12 protein-coding genes are annotated in these 17,079 nt (G+C 57.6%); 4 read left to right on the top strand and 8 right to left on the bottom strand.

All coding sequences use genetic code 11. The annotated features are described in order from the left end of the window. Positions 1–35 precede the first annotated feature (35 nt). The 5 genes from JNO48_04185 to amt form a co-directional block, all read right to left on the bottom strand. Positions 36–929 carry a haloacid dehalogenase-like hydrolase gene (locus JNO48_04185; protein ID QTE69107.1) on the bottom strand — a complete coding sequence of 298 codons (894 nt, stop codon included), beginning with the start codon at positions 927–929 and terminating at the stop codon, positions 36–38. Between the two features lie 230 nt (positions 930–1,159). Beyond that, complete coding sequence (locus JNO48_04180) at positions 1,160–1,783, bottom strand: hypothetical protein (protein ID QTE69106.1); 624 nt, start codon at positions 1,781–1,783, stop codon at positions 1,160–1,162. Positions 1,784–1,884: 101 nt separating this feature from the next. Then, positions 1,885–3,345 (bottom strand): 2-hydroxycarboxylate transporter family protein, encoded by a 1,461-nt coding sequence (locus JNO48_04175; GenBank protein ID QTE69105.1) that lies wholly within the window; start codon positions 3,343–3,345, stop codon positions 1,885–1,887. Positions 3,346–3,378: 33 nt separating this feature from the next. Next, a complete protein-coding gene (locus JNO48_04170) occupies positions 3,379–4,548 on the bottom strand; it encodes an NADP-dependent malic enzyme (GenBank protein QTE69104.1) in 1,170 nt (389 codons plus the stop codon). A gap of 174 nt (positions 4,549–4,722) precedes the next feature. Next, positions 4,723–6,441, bottom strand: coding sequence for an ammonium transporter (gene amt, locus JNO48_04165; protein QTE69103.1), 1,719 nt, complete (start codon positions 6,439–6,441; stop codon positions 4,723–4,725). Positions 6,442–6,719: 278 nt separating this feature from the next. Here amt and JNO48_04160 point away from each other — a divergent pair, with 278 nt between their 5' ends. Continuing rightward, a complete protein-coding gene (locus tag JNO48_04160; GenBank protein QTE69102.1) occupies positions 6,720–8,135 on the top strand; it encodes a glutamate synthase subunit beta in 1,416 nt (471 codons plus the stop codon). Positions 8,136–8,169: 34 nt separating this feature from the next. Beyond that, a complete protein-coding gene (locus JNO48_04155) occupies positions 8,170–9,597 on the top strand; it encodes an amidophosphoribosyltransferase (GenBank protein ID QTE69101.1) in 1,428 nt (475 codons plus the stop codon). Between the two features lie 59 nt (positions 9,598–9,656). Here JNO48_04155 and JNO48_04150 read toward each other — a convergent pair whose 3' ends face one another. The 3 genes from JNO48_04150 to JNO48_04140 all read right to left on the bottom strand — a co-directional run bounded on the left by JNO48_04150 (position 9,657) and on the right by JNO48_04140 (position 12,999). Further along, on the bottom strand, positions 9,657–10,424 hold the full coding sequence (locus tag JNO48_04150) for an MBL fold metallo-hydrolase (GenBank protein ID QTE69100.1): 768 nt from the start codon (positions 10,422–10,424) through the stop codon (positions 9,657–9,659). Positions 10,425–11,144: 720 nt separating this feature from the next. Next, positions 11,145–12,359, bottom strand: coding sequence for a site-specific integrase (locus tag JNO48_04145; protein QTE69099.1), 1,215 nt, complete (start codon positions 12,357–12,359; stop codon positions 11,145–11,147). Next, the gene (locus tag JNO48_04140; protein QTE69098.1) at positions 12,343–12,999 is read right to left on the bottom strand and encodes a helix-turn-helix transcriptional regulator; all 657 of its coding nucleotides are present in this window, start codon (positions 12,997–12,999) and stop codon (positions 12,343–12,345) included. Before JNO48_04140 ends, JNO48_04145 begins: the two co-directional genes overlap by 17 nt. 158 nt (positions 13,000–13,157) lie before the next feature. Here JNO48_04140 and JNO48_04135 point away from each other — a divergent pair, with 158 nt between their 5' ends. Both JNO48_04135 and JNO48_04130 read left to right on the top strand, forming a co-directional pair. After that, positions 13,158–13,361 carry a helix-turn-helix domain-containing protein gene (locus JNO48_04135; GenBank protein ID QTE69097.1) on the top strand — a complete coding sequence of 68 codons (204 nt, stop codon included), beginning with the start codon at positions 13,158–13,160 and terminating at the stop codon, positions 13,359–13,361. Positions 13,362–13,451: 90 nt separating this feature from the next. Then, a complete protein-coding gene (locus tag JNO48_04130; GenBank protein QTE69096.1) occupies positions 13,452–15,728 on the top strand; it encodes a hypothetical protein in 2,277 nt (758 codons plus the stop codon). Positions 15,729–17,079 lie beyond the last annotated feature (1,351 nt).

Raw genomic sequence — 17,079 nt, 5'->3', positions numbered from 1 at the left:
CTGAAGTATTCAGTCGATTCTTTTCAGCTGGCGGATTAATCCGCGCCGGGAAGGCAGGCGTTATGCCGGTCTTCCAGCTCCTCATTCGCCGCGGTGCGCCGGATGATGCTTTTCAGCAGGGAATCCAGCTCACTTCCGTCGGAATAATCCGCAGGGGCGTAATAGCGGATGCGGTTGTCCGCCATCATTTTCAGCACTTTGGTTTTGTCGCGGGTATCGGGATCGTATACCCCGATGGAATGACCGCCGTTGGCGTTGACCAGCTTCATGCAGGGGATATCCGTATCACTGTCGCCGATGTACACCATATTCCGGAAGGGAACACGGAGCTGATCCGGGGGAAAATAATCGTTGACTGCCGGATCATTGACATCCAGCGTGCCTTTCTCGATGCGGAAGAGGAACTGGGTTTTGTTGGTGTAGTTGACCGCCTGGGCCGGCCACTTGGCCAGGCCGCGCTCATTGTAATAGAAAGAGCTGGCGTAGATCCGCTCAAAGGCGCCCTGCCTGGCCATTTCGGTGCCTTCGATCATCTCCCGGAGACCGGATGAGATGATATAGTGCTCCACAATGACGCCGTGATCCCGGCCGTATTCCCGCAGGCGCTCAAACCAACCTTCCACCCCGGGAAAGAGCCGAACCTTCGCACCGTAATCCATCAGCGCCTTCAGGTTCAGGACCAGGTTGCCTTCGGCCTCCTGCACCATCTTGAACATGTACGCCAGATTGGAATCCATACCGTGCGTGCGGGCCAGGGCGTCGGTTTCCGCCCAGAATTCCGCAACGTTATAACCGACGCTCTGGATATAGCCCTGCGCCTGCATATCATCCGGCGTGAGGGTATGGTCAAAATCATAACATATGGCCAGTACCGGCCGGCTTTCCCTGGCTTTGCGTTCAAACTTCATCCGGATCCATCCTGTTCTCATTCGCCTGTCGCGCGGTTTTTTTCCATTTTCGCACAGATCGGGATTCCGTGCAAGAGCCCGGGATAACCTGGAAGGCCTGCCGCCGGTACCGCTGTACAGCGGCGTATGGATCCATATGGATGAAGCGAGCCCGCTGACCGTGGTGACGGAGACTGCTGCAGATCCGGTCCTGACAGAAACGGGCAAATAAAAAAACAGTGAATCACATCACTGCTTCCATAACCGAAATATCAGTCAATCACCGGGCCGTTCTGTTCCGGCGGTTTCTCTTCATCGCTGATTCCGTGTATCCGGTTCCATGCCTGCTTTGCGATTTCCGGGAGGAGCCGGTAGAGGATCATCAGATCCCCGTTTTTCCGGGCAAGAGTTTTTTCATTGATCGGGATATACGTCAGATCGTCGCTGCCATTTTTAGACGGCAGGGAGGAGACCATGACATCAAAGGCGGCCTCTTCCATGGCTTCCGCTTCCGGCATGGAGCGGAGCGCGGCGGCCTTTTCCCGCGCCTTCTGTATGGCTTCCGCAATGCCCAGCACACCGCAGACGACGGCGCCGATGCCCGGCATAAGGAGAATCCGCTCCCGGTTCAGCAGGAGGGTCAGCGCGGTGATGATGATACCGCCGACCAGGACACCGTCGAAGATTAGCACCTTTTTCCGGACGGCGCCGCGCACATCCTTCAGGAAGGACAGCTGCTTTGCGGCGCATGCTTCGCAGACATGCGCGGTGACTTCTTCTCCAAGGGCCTGGACGCGCTTTTCCCCGGCCAGGCTGCGGATCGGCAGGGTGCGCACCTGCAGGGCGCGGAGTTCGCGGGATGCGGGCTCCCCGCAGCGGATACACGGTTCGGACATGGATCGGACACTCCTTCCCGGAGATGAATGAGCCTTCCAGACAGGCAAAAGGAAAGGGAACGGGACGGATATCCTTCCCGTTCCCCCGGGTTAACTCAGGATCAGCAGAATGGCAGGTGAAGCGCGCCGGTCTTGATAAGGTTGACGGCGCCTTCCACCACTTCTTCCGCCGCAGGCGCTGCGGTTACAATATACTGTGCCAGAACGGACAGCATCAGGCTGGCAAGCAGCAGGATGATTGCGCCGCCCAGACGGGAGGAGATCTGTGCAAAGGGCATGAGCTCCATCCGGTTGGAGGCGGAGAGCACTGCCACGTCGCCGGTACCGCCCATGTTGGACATGCACAGGCCCGCAGTGACGCCGGCTTCGAAGGGATAGAAGCCAACCAGCCGGCCGATGAGCGCCGCACCAACGAAAGCGCCGATACAGGTGGCCGCGCACAGGATCAGGTAGGTTACGCTGAAGCTGGAGATTACGGTTCCGATATCCAGGTAGCAGATACCAATACCGATCAGCAGCATCGGGGTCAGGTTCTTCATGATGAACTGGAACCACTGATAGCAGGCGATCTCGATCCGCTCGGGAACAATGTTCGTGACCTTGCAGATTGCCACGGTGATGATCATCCAGGCATAGGCGTGAATCGTGATGCTCGGAACCAGGGCCTTCCAGATACCGGCCAGGATGAAGCCCCAGGCGAAGAACGCGCCGGAGGTCAGCAGGCCGATGCCCAGGTTCGTAACAGAGATCTTTTCGCGCTTTTCTTTCATCTCAGGGCTGATTTCCAGTTCCTTGGGATCCACGGAGCCGGCCCGCATCAGGGAACCGTTGCCGTTCATCTTGCCCCTGATTACCTTCACCAGGACACCGGCCAGCACGATGGAGACCGCATTGCCGATGGCGACTGCGGGCGTCATGATGGACAGCGCTTCCGCAGCGCTCATGGAGCTGCTGGTTTCAAAGATCTTGGACAGGGGAGTCGCACCGGCACCCATGCCGCCGCCCATGATCGGCAGGGCGATCAGCAGCAGCGCGTTCATGACCGGGTAGCCCATCAGGGCCGCAATGCCGCAGCACAGGCCGAAAGCCAGGATCAGGCCGCCGAAGATGGCCGGGAAGTAACGGGCCGCCGCTTTCACGAGCAGTTTGCGGTTCATGCCCAGGATCGAGCCGGTGATCAGCGCGGCGATATACCAATCCAGGAATCCGCCGTCGCCCTTGAAGAAGCTGTTGATTGCACCGACCAGGTTGAAGCCGGCTTTCAGGGGCAGGTCGTATGTGCCGTCGGGCAGGATGTGGAAATAAACCAGCAGGGCCGCACCGAAAATACAGACGATGGCGCCGCCGCCCAGGTAGCTCTTGATGATCGGCGTATGGTCACCGATCCAGTTAAAGATCGCTCCCAGCACAATCATGAATGCGAAGCACCCGGTCATGCCCAGGGGCAGTACACCGAGGTAGGTCGCGCCGAAGACAATAACGGCAATGATCAGGAAGATATACCAGGGAAGGTTGAAGAAGGATAACGGTTTCTTTTCCTTGGGCTGGGCTGCCGTGGTCATAACGCATCTCTCCTTTTCATGGTTGTGGGGTGGTTATATCCGGGCCACGCCGCTGTCCCGCGCGGCCTGTGCAACGGCTTTGGCAACCGCGGGACCGACCCTGGGATCAAAGGCAGCGGGCAGGATGTACTTGTCGTTCAGCTCGTCCTCCGTGACCAGTTCAGCCAGGGCATGGGAGGCGGCAAGCTTCATGGGCTGGTTGATATCCCGTGCACGCACATCCAGCGCGCCGCGGAACAGGCCGGGGAAGACCAGTACGTTGTTGATCTGGTTCGGATGGTCGCTGCGGCCGGTTCCGACCACGGCGGCGCCGGCTTCCAGCGCTTCATCCGGTTCAATTTCAGGTGTCGGGTTGGCCATCGGGAACACGATAGGACGATTGGCCATCGACTGCACCATTTCCTTGCTGACGATATGCGGCGCGCTGACGCCGATGAACACATCCGCGCCCTTCATCGCGTCTGCCAGCTTGCCGGAGAAGTGCTCCGGATTGGTGATCTTCGCCATCTCCGCCTGCGCGGGATTCATATCGGCGCCTTCACACAGGATGCCGCAGCGGTCAACCATCTTCAGGTGCTTGACGCCCAGGTCCATGATATGACGGCCGATCGCGATACCGGCGCTGCCGGCACCGTTGATGACGACTTTGACTTCGCCGATATCCTTGCCGACCACGCGCAGGGCGTTGATCATTGCAGCGCCGACTACGATGGCGGTGCCGTGCTGGTCGTCATGGAAGATCGGGATATCGCAGATTTCCTTCAGCCGGCGCTCGATTTCGAAGCAGCGCGGCGCGGCGATGTCTTCCAGGTTGATACCGCCGAAGGAACCGGAGATCAGGTAGATGGTGCGGACGATCTCATCCACATCCTTGCTGCGGATGCAGATCGGGAAGGCATCCACATCGCCGAAGGATTTGAACAGTGCGCATTTGCCTTCCATAACGGGCATGCCCGCTTCCGGACCGATATCCCCCAGGCCGAGCACGGCGGTACCGTCTGTAATGACGGCAACCAGATTGCTGCGGCGGGTCAGCGTGAAGGACTTGTTATAGTCCTTCTGAATCTCCAGGCAGGGCTGGGCGACGCCGGGCGTATAAGCCAGGGACAGGTCATCTTTGTTCTGAACAGGCACACGGGAAATAACCTCAATTTTGCCCTTCCATTCGCCATGCAGGCGCAGGGACTCCTCGGCATAATTCAAGGGGGCTCCCTCCTTATAGTGATTTTATTTCTTATATTATAATGGAAAAACCGGAGCACTTCAATACCAAATTAAGCAAACAAACCAAGAACACAGCCAAAACGGACAAAAAAGAGAAACCCGCCGGGGGAAAACCCGGCGGGCACAGGAACGTATATGGGGGGATCGGTCCGGTTATTCATCGGCCTGCTGCAGGGCATCGAAGCCCTCCTCGCCGGTCCGGACGCGGATGACATTGTCGACCACCTGGACGAAGATCTTGCCGTCCCCGATATGGCCGGTGTGCAGCGCACTGCGGGCAGTATCCACCACGGTGCGGACCGGGATGCTGCTGACCACGATATCCACCTGTACCTTTGGCAGCAGGGTGGCTTCGACTGGAATGCCGCGGTAGTACTCGGGCTTGCCCTTCTGCATGCCGTAGCCCATGACATTGGTGACGGTCATGCCGGTGATGCCGATCCGGTTCATAGCGGTCTTCAGGCCTTCGAGGGCAGAGGGGCGGCAGATGATCTGCACGCGGGTGTAAGCCGGAACAGCGGGACGTTCCGCAGCTGCGGCGGGCGCCGTCACAGCCATATCGGCAGCGGCTGCGGCAGCCGGAGCAGCCACCGGCAGCATGCCGGCGGGAACACTGTCATCCGGCATGAGGGCAAAGCCGGCATAGGCCGTCGGCAGGCCGTGCTCAGAACGGTCCATACCGATGATCTCGTCTGCAGCATCCGCCCGCAGGCCGATTGTCTTTTTGATCAGGACAAACACGATGGCGATCACCGTACCGGTCCAGGCAATGGTGGCCAGGACACCCAGCGCCTGGACACCCAGGAACCGGAAACCGCCGCCGTAGAAGACACCCTTCATGGTGGAAACACCGGTGGCGAAGAAACCGGTGAGGATGGTGCCGAGAGCACCGCATACGCCGTGCACGGAGATAGCGCCGACCGGGTCATCGATTTTGATCACCTTGTCGAACAGTTCCACGGAGAGGACCACGACAATGCCGCAGACCAGGCCGATAACCGCCGCACCGAAGGGATTGACGGCGTCGCAGCCGGCAGTGATGCCGACCAGGCCGGCCAGGGCGGCGTTGAAGGTCATGGAGACATCCGGCTTGCCGTAACGGATCCAGGTGAAGGCCATTGCGGCGAAGGTAGCCAGCGCAGCGGCCAGGTTGGTGTTGAAGAAGACGAGGCTGGCCGATGCGATCAGTTCATCGCTGTCCATGCCGACGGTGGAGGCACCGTTGAAGCCGAACCAGCAGAACCACAGGATAAAGACGCCCAGGGCCGCGATGGACAGGTTATGTCCAAGGAACGCCTTCGGCTTCCCGTCCGGCCCGTACTTTCCAAGCCGCGGCCCCAGGATCTTCGCACCGATGAGTGCGCAGACACCGCCGACCATGTGAACAGCCGTGGAACCGGCAAAGTCATGGAAGCCCATTTCCGCCAGCCAGCCGCCGCCCCAGATCCAGTGGCCGGAGACCGGATAGATGAACAGGGAAATCGCGGCGGAGTAGATGCAGTAGGCGGAGAACTTCGTGCGCTCGGCCATGGCACCGGAAACGATGGTTGCCGAGGTGGCACAGAAGACCGTCTGGAAAATCGCGAATGCCCACAGCGGAACGCCCGCCGGGAGAATATGGCTGTAATCTCCCATGATGAAGGGATCAATCCAGCCGAACAGCGCTGTGCCCGCGCCGAACATGATGCCGTAGCCGAAGAGCCAGTAGAGGGGAGTACCGATACAGAAGTCCATCAGGTTTTTCATCAGGATATTGCCGGTATTCTTGGCTCGGGTAAAGCCGGCTTCGCACATGGCAAAGCCTGCCTGCATGAAGAAGACCAATGCCGCACCGAGCAGCACCCAGATAGTGTTTGCGGGAGAGAATGTCATTCAGATCACGATCCTTTCCGTGTGTAGAATTCCGGCACCCCGGCAAAAGAAAAAGGCGCCAGGGTGTTTTTGCACACCCTTGCGCCTCACCGGTTGCGGGCATTCTACCCGGACCTGCCGGATTTGTCAACCCGGAAAACACGCAAAAAACAATGCGGTCATTGACGGCGGTTTTCCGCGGTGGTATGATGCCTCCAACAAGGCAAGGGTGTTTTGGAACACAATCCCATGCCTTGTTTTTTATTTCGCCGGAGTTCATCCGCGAAAGGAGCATGGATATGGGAAACACAGCCGGTTTTCTGGAATATACGCGGTGCGAGAATCCGCTGCGCCCTGAGGCAGAACGGGTGCTGGACTTTGAAGACCTGCATACGGCACAGGGGCAGGAGATCCGCTGCCGGCAGGCATCCCGCTGCATGAACTGCGGTGTGCCGTTCTGCCAGTCGGATTTCGGATGCCCGCTGCACAACCTGATTCCCGAGTGGAACATCCTGCTGGAGGACGGATTTGAGCGGGAAGCCTTCGGCCGTCTGCTGATGACTGCCCCGTTCCCCGAATTCACCGGTCGGGTGTGCCCCGCCCTGTGCGAGAAGGCCTGCAACCTGGCGGATAACGGGGTGACGAACCGGGACAATGAGCTGTACCTGATCGAAGCCGCGTTTGCCAACGGCTGGATCCGGCCGAGGATTCCCGCTGTGCGTACCGGGAAAACCATTGCTGTGGTCGGCAGCGGGCCTTCCGGCCTGGCAGCGGCGGACCTGCTGAACCGCAGCGGGCATACCGTGACGGTCATCGAGCGGTCGGACCGGCCGGGCGGACTGCTGATGTACGGGATCCCGAACATGAAACTGCCGAAGGAGATCGTGGAGCGCCGGATCCGCCTGATGGAGCAGGAGGGCATACGTTTCCTGCTGAACACGGAACCGGATGGCGCGATTCTTGCGGAATATGACGCGGTGCTTCTCTCCTGCGGCGCGCGGACACCCCGCGGACTTGGGGTGACAGACAGTGACGCGGAGGGCGTGCATTTCGCGGTGGATTACCTGACGGAAACCACCCGCTCCCTGCTGGAAAAACGGGAATCCTCCATGAGCGCCAAAGGGAAACACGTGGTGGTGGTCGGCGGCGGCGATACGGGCAATGACTGCGTCGGTTCCGTGCTGCGGCAGGGATGCGCCCAGGTGACAGAGCTGGAGCTGATGCCCCCGGCACCGGGAACCCGGCCGGCCAACAATCCGTGGCCGGAATGGCCGCGAACCCTGCGGACCGATTACGGCCAGCTGGAAGCCGCCTGGAAGCAGGGGACGGATCCCAGGATTTTTGAAACGACCATCAAAGAGATCAAAACCGATGACGCCGGACATATCCGCGCGGTGGTGATCGTAAAAGTGCGCCGGGGTGAAAAGGGATTCGAGAATGTACCCGGCACGGAGCAGGAAATCCCGTGCGAGCTGCTGCTGATCGCAGCCGGCTTTACCGGATGCGAGGCAAAGACTGCCGGCGCATTCCACGCAAACCCGGACACCCGCGGCCGCATGATGCCCGGGGACGGAAGCCATCACCTGGCGGGGAACCTGTTCTCCGCAGGCGATATGCGGACCGGGCAGTCCCTGGTGGTGCGGGCCCTGGCGGACGGCCGGGCGGCAGCCGGGGAAGTAAACCTGTATCTGGCATCTGCAGGCAGGGCAGAATAAAAAACCGGGAAACCGGGAAGCAGAAGGCGGAAACATGGCAGTTCATGAGGAATGCGGGGTTTTCGGCGTATACAGCGAGCAGGAAACGGACGTGGCGGGCATCTGCTACTACGGCCTGTACGCACTGCAGCACCGGGGACAGGAAAGCTGCGGAATTGTGGTGAACGAAGACGGGCTGTTCCACTCCCACAAGGACCTCGGCCTGGTGCACGAGGTGTTTACGGGCGAGGAGCTTTCAGCTTTCCCGAAAGGGAAGATGGCGGTGGCGCATACCCGGTACGGGACCACCGGCTCCACCAACCGGAACAACTGCCAGCCGATAGAAGTGAACCATCAGAAGGGCCGGATGGCCATCGCACACAACGGGAACCTGTCCAACGCGGCGGAGCTGCGGAGCGGCCTGGAGCTGACCGGTGCGATTTTCCATACGACCAGCGATACGGAGACCATCGCGTATATTGTGACACGGGAACGGCTGACGGCACCTTCCATCGAGGAAGCCCTCAGCCGGGCGATGAACACGCTGGACGGCGCATATTCCCTGATCCTGATGTCGCCCCGGAAGCTGATCTGCGCCCGGGATCCGAACGGATTCCGGCCTCTGTGCTACGGAAAGACACCGGACGGCATGTATGTGATCGCCTCCGAAAGCTGCGCGATCCGCGCGGTGGGCGGGGAAGTGATCCGGGATGTGGAACCGGGTGAAATCCTGGTATTCAGCGAGGATGGAATCCAGTCCCGGCGGGAACACTGCGGCAGGAAGGAAAGGCGCATGTGCGTCTTTGAGTATATCTACTTTGCCCGGCCGGACTCGGTGATTGAGGGAATATCCGTCCATGACGCGCGGGTGCTGGCCGGACGGATCCTGGCGAAAACCCATCCGGCAGAGGCGGACGTCGTGATCGGTGTGCCGGATTCCGGACTGGACGCGGCGCTGGGTTTCAGCATGGAATCCGGTATTCCATATGAGATCGGCCTGATCAAGAACAAGTATATCGGCCGGACATTCATCGCGCCGGACCACCGGCTGGACCAGGTGAAGATCAAGCTGTCCGCGGTGGAGAATACCGTGCGCGGCAAACGGGTGGTGCTGGTGGACGACTCCATTGTGCGCGGCACGACCAGCGGGCGGATTGTACGGCTGCTGCGGGAAGCCGGCGCAAAGGAAATCCATATGCGGATTTCCGCACCGCCGTTCCTGTATCCGTGCTATTACGGGACGGATATCGATTCCCAGGAGAACCTGATCGCCTGCAAACATACTGTGCCGGAGATCGCGGAGATTATCGGGGCGGACTCGCTGGGGTTCTTCCCGGCAGAACGGCTGCCGGAGCTGAACGGCGGACGCCCGTGCTGCAGCGCGTGCTTTGTCGGAAAGTATCCGACGGCCATACCGGAGCATAACGCGAAAAACCGCTTTGAGCAGAAAATCTCCGCCGCGGCGGGGAACACCGCGGACTGACGAAAACAGCATATCAAAAAGCCGCCTCCGGCAGGAGACGGCTTTTTAGCATAACGGAATCATTTATGGACGATGAAGCACCGGGGTTCATCCTCATACGCATAGGGATACGCCCGGCTGATATAGCCATGCCACGGATAATCCACATCCCCGGCCGTATTTCCGGCAGCCAGGTCCCGGAGGGCGGCGAGCAGGGCGTCAAACAGCTTTGCGCTGCGGGGATTGTGGCAGTGGCCGTGCAGGATGGTGTCGAACTGGTCCCGCAGGGGCAGGAGCTTTTCCATACTGGCGATCTGCGTTTCCACCGGCAGGGATTCCTCCAGCTGCAGCCACAGGTGCTCCAGGATGCCGTCACCTGAGAACAGGATCCTGTCCTGCCGGTCCAGCAGGACGATTTCGCCGGGGGTATGCCCCGGGAAGTGGATTGCCTCGATTACCAGACCGCCCAGGTCGAAAACCTGGCCGTCCTCCACCGTCTCAAAGGGCGGGAAGCCCAGACCGAACTGCTCCAGCGCGTTTTTCAGCTCCGGATAGTTGATGGTTTCCTCGGCCAGCGGCAGGTCGGCCGGATGCATGTATGCCTTGTCAAAGCTCCAGTTGCCGCCCATGTGATCGCCGTGGCCGTGGGTATTGACACAGATGGCGGGAAGGTTTGTGACCTTTGCCGCCTCCGCGCGGATCGCCGACATACCGATGGAGGTGTCGATCACCATTGCTTTTTCTTTTCCGGCGACGACAAACCAGGTGGCTTCCTGATTGTCATCCATCAGCCAGATGTGGTCGTTAACCTGCGTAACAGCAGGACTTCTGAGAAACGGGGCATCCATAAAGCAATTCTCTCCTTTCATCACCGGCAGGCAGCCCGGGAACGGTCTCTTCCTCCGAAAGACCGGCCGGGCGCGAAAAAGACTCCCGTATCCGGACTGCTGCCAAATGACCGGTTTCACCGGAACCGGATTTCAGCATGGTTCTCATAGGCAGGAAACATGAAGTGACCTGCCAGAGACCGGCCACTGCAATAAATTCGATACTTCATGCGTGCTTCCTCCAGGATCTCCCGAATGCGGATGATTTCCTCCAGACTCCGCTCCCTTTTTCTGCACTTCCATCTGAACATTCTCCATACCTCCTCACTGAATAACGGGTGTTCTTTCGTTCCTGCAGATGAAGGGTATCATTGCAGTTCAGTGAAAGGTCAAGGTTTTTTTGAATATTTTTATGATGCACAGATCCCGGTATATGAAGGGAAATCCATCGCACAGGGGATGCATGGAAAATGATATTTGATGAAATAAAAAAAACCTGCAAACGATGATTTGCATGGCATAAAAAAAGCAGCTCCGACGGGATTCGAATCTCGAAAAATATCTAAAACCCATATTCCAGGGTGTGTCATCGAATATCGTTGAGTGGCTTTGAGCGTTGATTTACAAGGACTTCAGGAAATTGCTATCCATCGTTCATGACAACGGATTACTTGGAGATATACGTCGATAACAATCTGTAAAGGGTCAAAATAAGGGTCAAAAAGGGTCATCAAAATCGCCTTACAGCGCCTCCAGATATGCCTGCATGAGGCTGGCACTTTTCTTCTGCATTTCCTCTGTAACATGACCATATACATCCAGTGTGAAAGCCACTGTCGCATGGCCCAGGTTCTCTGAAACCGTCTTTACGTCTACACCCTGCTGGAGCGCAAGCGTGGCGTAGGTGTGCCGCAGATCATGGAACCGGGTCTCCGGTATGCCGATTCTCTTCACATACTGCTTGAAGCGCGCATATACCGTGCTGTACATCAGGAAATGGCCGGAGTCATTGGTAAAGACATAGCCTTCATCGTTCTCCCAGCGGCTGCCGCACTGGAGCCGCTTTTCCGCCTGCTCCCGTTTCACTTTCAGCAATACAGCCTTCACATTGTCCGGGATCATGAAGGATCTGGTCTTGCTGTTCTTCAGCGGGGTAAACTTATACGGGCCGTTGCGGTGCCGATCCCGCTGCAGCTGCCGGTATATCTTCATCGTGGACTTTCCGAAGTCAATACAGTCCCAGGTGAGCCCCAGCACTTCTCCCTCCCGGAGGCCGGTGAACATCGTTACGTAGTACAGATCCTCATACGGGTCGCCTTTGATGGCTGCCAGGAACTTTTTGACGTTCGCTCCGGTAATGGGATGCATATCCACCTTCTGCGCCCGCGGAAGAGTGATGGCGTCACAGACATTGACCCGGATATATCCCAGCTTCATTGCCTTTACCAGCGCCTCATGGAGTACGCTGTGCATGTTGTGGATGGATTTGGCGGAGAGGCCGTTCTTCTTAACTTTAATCGGTTTTCCACTCTTCGAGAGCTGGGTGATGACAAAGGGCTTGCTGCGGCTGTTGATGAACTTCTGGAGCACGACTGCCGTCAGCTCCTGCAGTTTCACCATCCCGATCCCCGGCTTCAGATGCGTGTTGATCTGGTACTGATACTGGTGCTTCGTCGTGTCTTTTATATCAGAATTGTATTCGGCGATCCAGATATCCAGCCACTGGCCGACAGTCATTTTTGTCGGTTCCATATAGATTCCCCGGTCAACGTCGGTCGTGATTTCCTTCAGCTTTTTCCTGACTTCATCCTGAGATTTCCCGTACACGGATTTCTGAAGCTGCTTTCCGGATCCCGGATCGACGCCCAGCGTAAATCGGGCCTCCCAGCGGCCGTCTTTCCGCTTCCGGATCGTTCCGTCGCCTTGAGCGCCCCGGGTATTACTCTTTCTCGGCATTTCCTTTCCCCCTGTCATAATCCGGTTCTGAAGGCTCAGCTAGCTTGGCATTGAGCTCATCATCAAAGGCAAAATCCTCATATGCTTCGAAGTATCGTGTGGCGTTATAATTGCCGGCCTTTGCATTTTCGGCCATATGCAGAATGTTCTGCTTCAGCACATCTCCAAACAATTCCTGGCTCATCCGGCATTCGATCAATTTACCGCGCTCATAGGAACCGCTTTCTGACAGGTAATAGCCTTTATCCGCCGGGGTATAGGTCATATACCTGGAGAGCGCGATCAGCAGCGCAGGGGAGGAAAGCGCCATATCCAGGCCCTTCAGCCTGCTGTGCGCCCTTTCATTGATATACCGCAGGCTGTAGATTGCTTCATCGCTCAGTCCGAGGATTTCGCTGACCGGGACGTTCTCCGTCTCATTTCCGTTTACCAGATAGTCCAGCGTCACATGGAACGCTTCACACAGGATCTTTGCTTCATCCAGTGAGAACGGTCGTTCACCCAGTTCCTTGTTTTTAATCGAACTCCTTGTGGTGTTCAGCCTTGCCGCCAGATCCTCCTGAGACCATCCTCTTTTGATTCTCTCCCTTTCAACCCGGGCTCCCATTCCTTCCTTGGGCTTTTCTGCTGTCCGTGCCATACTGCTTTCCCTCCTTCAATAATGGTTCATTTTGACAATGCCGTGCCATAATCTTGACAATGGCACACAAACATATTATCATAACATTGTGCCAAATGCAAGTGTTTGGCACAAATAAATATTAAGCCGGGAAAACCGGCAGAAGGAAGGTAAAAAACATGACCGAGAAACTGACCCTCTCTGTGGAGGAAGCCGGAAAGCTGCTGGGAGTTTCCCGCCAGATCGCGTACCAGTTGAGCCGCCGGGCGGATTTCCCGACTCTGCATATCGGCAGGCGCGTGCTGGTGCCCAGGAAGCAGCTGGAAGCCTGGATGGACCGCAATGTGACCGGCATGGGGACCGTCATCGACCAGATGGGCTGACAGCGCTCCGGCGCCCGCTGCAGCCGCTTATATGACAGTTGCCGGTTTTGCCGCTACCCGAATCATGAACCAATGGAGGAATGCATACCTATGAAGGAACTCAGGAATCAGCCGATCTGGCTCATCTGGCGATATGAAAACAGTAATGGCAGGGAGAACGCGAAGGTTCCGTACTCCGTTACCGGCTATCGGACCGGAACCACCCGGAAATTCCGCCGGCAATGGGTCCTGTATGACGCGGCAAAGAAAGCCGCGAAGGATAAGAGGTACAGCGGCATCGGTTTTGTGATTCCGAAAGGGTACTTTCTCCTGGACGTGGACCACCGGACGCAGGATGATCCGCTCGTGCAGGAACTGCTGGCGCGGTTTTCGTCCTATGCGGAAGTATCCGTCAGCGGCGGAGGGGTTCACATTATCGGGAAGTGTGACCTGTCCCGCATTCCGACGGCTGTAGATGAGGATGGGAAGCGCATCTTGGCTCCCGGGTACTACACGAAGAATCCCCATAACGGGATGGAGCTGTACATCGGCGGGCTCACAAACCGGTATGCGACCTTTTCTGATATGCCGATCCGGGATATTCCGGTCGGGGACTGCACGAATGCTGTTCTCCTGACGCTGGAAAAGGAAATGAAGACGGATCTGCCGGCTGCCCCTGTTCAGGCGGAGGAGAATACTCCGGAGATGACGGCGGAGGAAATTGAGGCTGCGGCCTTTGATGTGGTTGCGTCCCTGCAGCGGCAGAAGAACGGCGCCAAGTTCTCAAAGCTTTATGATAAAGGGGATATATCTGGTTACAATTCCGCCTCCGAGGCGGACCTGGCTCTGTGCAGCATTATCGCATACCGGGCCGGCAACAATCCGGCCCTGATCGAAGCGATATTCAATGCTTCAGCCCTCTGCCGGGAAAAATGGCTGTCCCGGCCGGATTACCGCAGGGATACGATCCGGAAAGCAATCGAATCCTGCACCGGCTCTTTCCATCCGTCCGTGATGGATCATCCATCTTTCATTGTGTTCACAAAGAAAGGGGAAGCGGTCCTGGACGCGCCGCTGCTTGCAAAGTATATCCGGGAGACCGTTCCGTATATCCTGGTCCGGGACAGCAGCCGGCAGGGAACACTGGTCTTTGTGTATGAGAACGGATGCTACAGCCTGTATTCCAGGGAAATGATGCTTGGGATCATCAAAGCGCCGGTGGCGGAATATAACGAGAAACTGATCACCATGAATAAGATCAACGAAGTGTACAGCCTGCTCACCACCGACCTGAACTACGTCGCCCAGGATGATTTGAACGCGGATGAAAGCCTGATCAATTTCCGGAATGGTATTCTGCAGGTCACTCCGGATAAGCTGATGCTTTTTCCGCATTCCCCGGATTTAAATTCGACCATCCAGATTCCCTGTGACTGGTCCGGGGAAGATATCCCCACACCCATTTTTGATCGGTATATGGATACGCTCACAAACGGGGATCCGGAAGTTAAACAGCTTCTGCTGGAATTCATTGGGGCCTGTGTGTCCAATGTAAAAGGCTGGCGGATGAAGAAAGCTCTGTTCCTGGTCGGCGACGGGGACTGCGGCAAATCGGTTCTGAAGAGCCTGGTGGAGAAGATCCTCGGCCGTGGGAACTTCATCGGAATCGACCTGCAGCAGATTGAGGCGCGTTTCGGTACCGGGATGATATACGACAAGCGCCTCGCCGGCAGTTCAGACATGAGCTTCATGACCATGGCGGAGCTGAAGACGTTCAAGATGATCACCGGCGGAGACAGCCTCTTTGCGGAATTCAAAGGCCAGCATGGTTTTGAGTATACCTATAACGGTCTTCTGTGGTTCTGTATGAACCGTCCTCCGAAGTTCGGCGGGGATGATGGCAAATGGGTCTATGACCGGATTATGATCGTCCGCTGTCCTAACACCATTCCGAAAGAGAAACAGGACAAAAACCTGGTGGACAAACTGTATGAAGAGCGGGAGGGGATCCTGTATAAAGCGGTCCGCGCCCTCCAGGAAGTTCTGCGGAATGGCTATCGCTTTTCTGAGCCGGAAAGCGTGAAAGCCGCTCGGCAGGAATACATAAAGGACAACAGTACGGTCGTTGGGTTCTATGAAGAATGCATGTGCGAGTGTACAGGAAATAAGCGCAGTAATATGACTGTCAGCCAGATCTACCGGGCATATCGGCAATGGTGTGCTGATAACAACAACGGATATGCGAAAACAGCCAAGGAATTCCGGGACATTCTGGCCTCTCACCTGGGCACCTCTTATGCGGGGATGACAGTCCACAAGGAATCCGGAACATACTACCGGAATCTGATGCTCAATGCGGAAACGAATGCGGAATACGGTTTCTTCTGATAAACTGTCAGTTCTGTCAGGAGACTGTCAGCCGACAGAATGCAATAAACACAAGGGTTGGACGCGAATCGGCTGACACTTCTGACAGTTTTTTGAACTTCTCAGCAAGAATCCGAAAATCAAATATATGGTGATGATTATAAAACTGTGGGTAAAGGAATTGGAAAAAGTGTCAGTACTGTCAGTGAATCCGGAAAGGCCCTTATATTTCAAAGGCTCCGGAGCTGACAGTAGTTCCAAACCATTGTCATTTTACTGTCAGCATACTGTCAGCCAGGATAGGTACCGATATGCCCGGATAATACCTGCTAACAGATGATTAACAGGGCCTTTTTTCGAATGACTCTGCCACGATGATTGATTCATAACGATTCCGGGTATTTCCCTGATGAGCATGATCAGGAGCATAACAGGAAGACTTCAGGGCTCGCTGCGCTGCGCTCCGCTCCGCTCGCCGGCTCCCGCACAAACCTGACGCCTTTTCCAATCTGATCTCCGGGTGCAGCTCTGTCCGCATCCCCCGGGCCTGCGGTCGCATAGCCTGGCCACAATCCGGCTCCGGTTCCGCATTGGCATTCTGCCAAACGCGGAAACCGCCCCGGCATTGGGCGGCTGTGCGCCCGTAGGCCCTGCTTGTGTCCTTTTCCAATCTTGTATTGTCATGCTGCTATGTCGCCAGCGCTGCGATTCGCATGACCCGCAGGAGCTTGGATCCATACACAGCTTCGCCGGCTGTCGCGCCGCCGCCTCCTCGGTCGCTCCTGTCAGGGCTCGCTCCAGGACCGCAGGTCGTCTGCACGCTAGCCGCTGGCGGTGCCCGTCGTGGCGCAGGCTCTCTTGCCCGGCGGCGCGGCCCGGTAGTCGGCGCGGGCCTCACTTCCTCGGAGCCCCTCTCCGCGCCGTCTGTGCGGCCCATCTGCGCCGTGGGGCCCCGGAGCCCCTTCGGCTTGTGTTCCGCATGTTCGGCGCGGCCGGGTCCCGCTCGCGTCGGTAGTTCGGCTTTCCGCAACCTCGATTGTCGCGGCGGCATTACGGCTGCCGCCGCTCTGTCTCGGTTGACCTCACCGCCGACGAAACTCCCGCCAATGGCGGTCGTCGGCGGTTCGCCCGCTTCTCCTCCGGGCTTTTTTCGCCGCCGGTCTGCGCACCGCCGCTTCGCCTCCCGCCAGCTATCGCGTGCGCCTCCTCTGCGAGTCCTGTCGCTTCGCCCTAGAAGGCATTCGCTCCCTCGTCGGAGTCTCTCTCCGCCGGCTCAGGCACGGGCGCACGGGCGGGCCTCGCTTCCTCGGAGCCCCTCTCCGGCTTTCCGGTGCGGCGCAATAGTCGCCGTGGGGCCCCGGAGCCCCTTCGG

This window comes from Clostridiales bacterium (assembly GCA_017569285.1).
Lineage (GTDB): Bacteria > Bacillota > Clostridia > Christensenellales > Aristaeellaceae > Aristaeella.
Note: the sequence above shows the minus strand (reverse complement) of the source record. Positions and strands in the feature narration are given on the sequence as shown.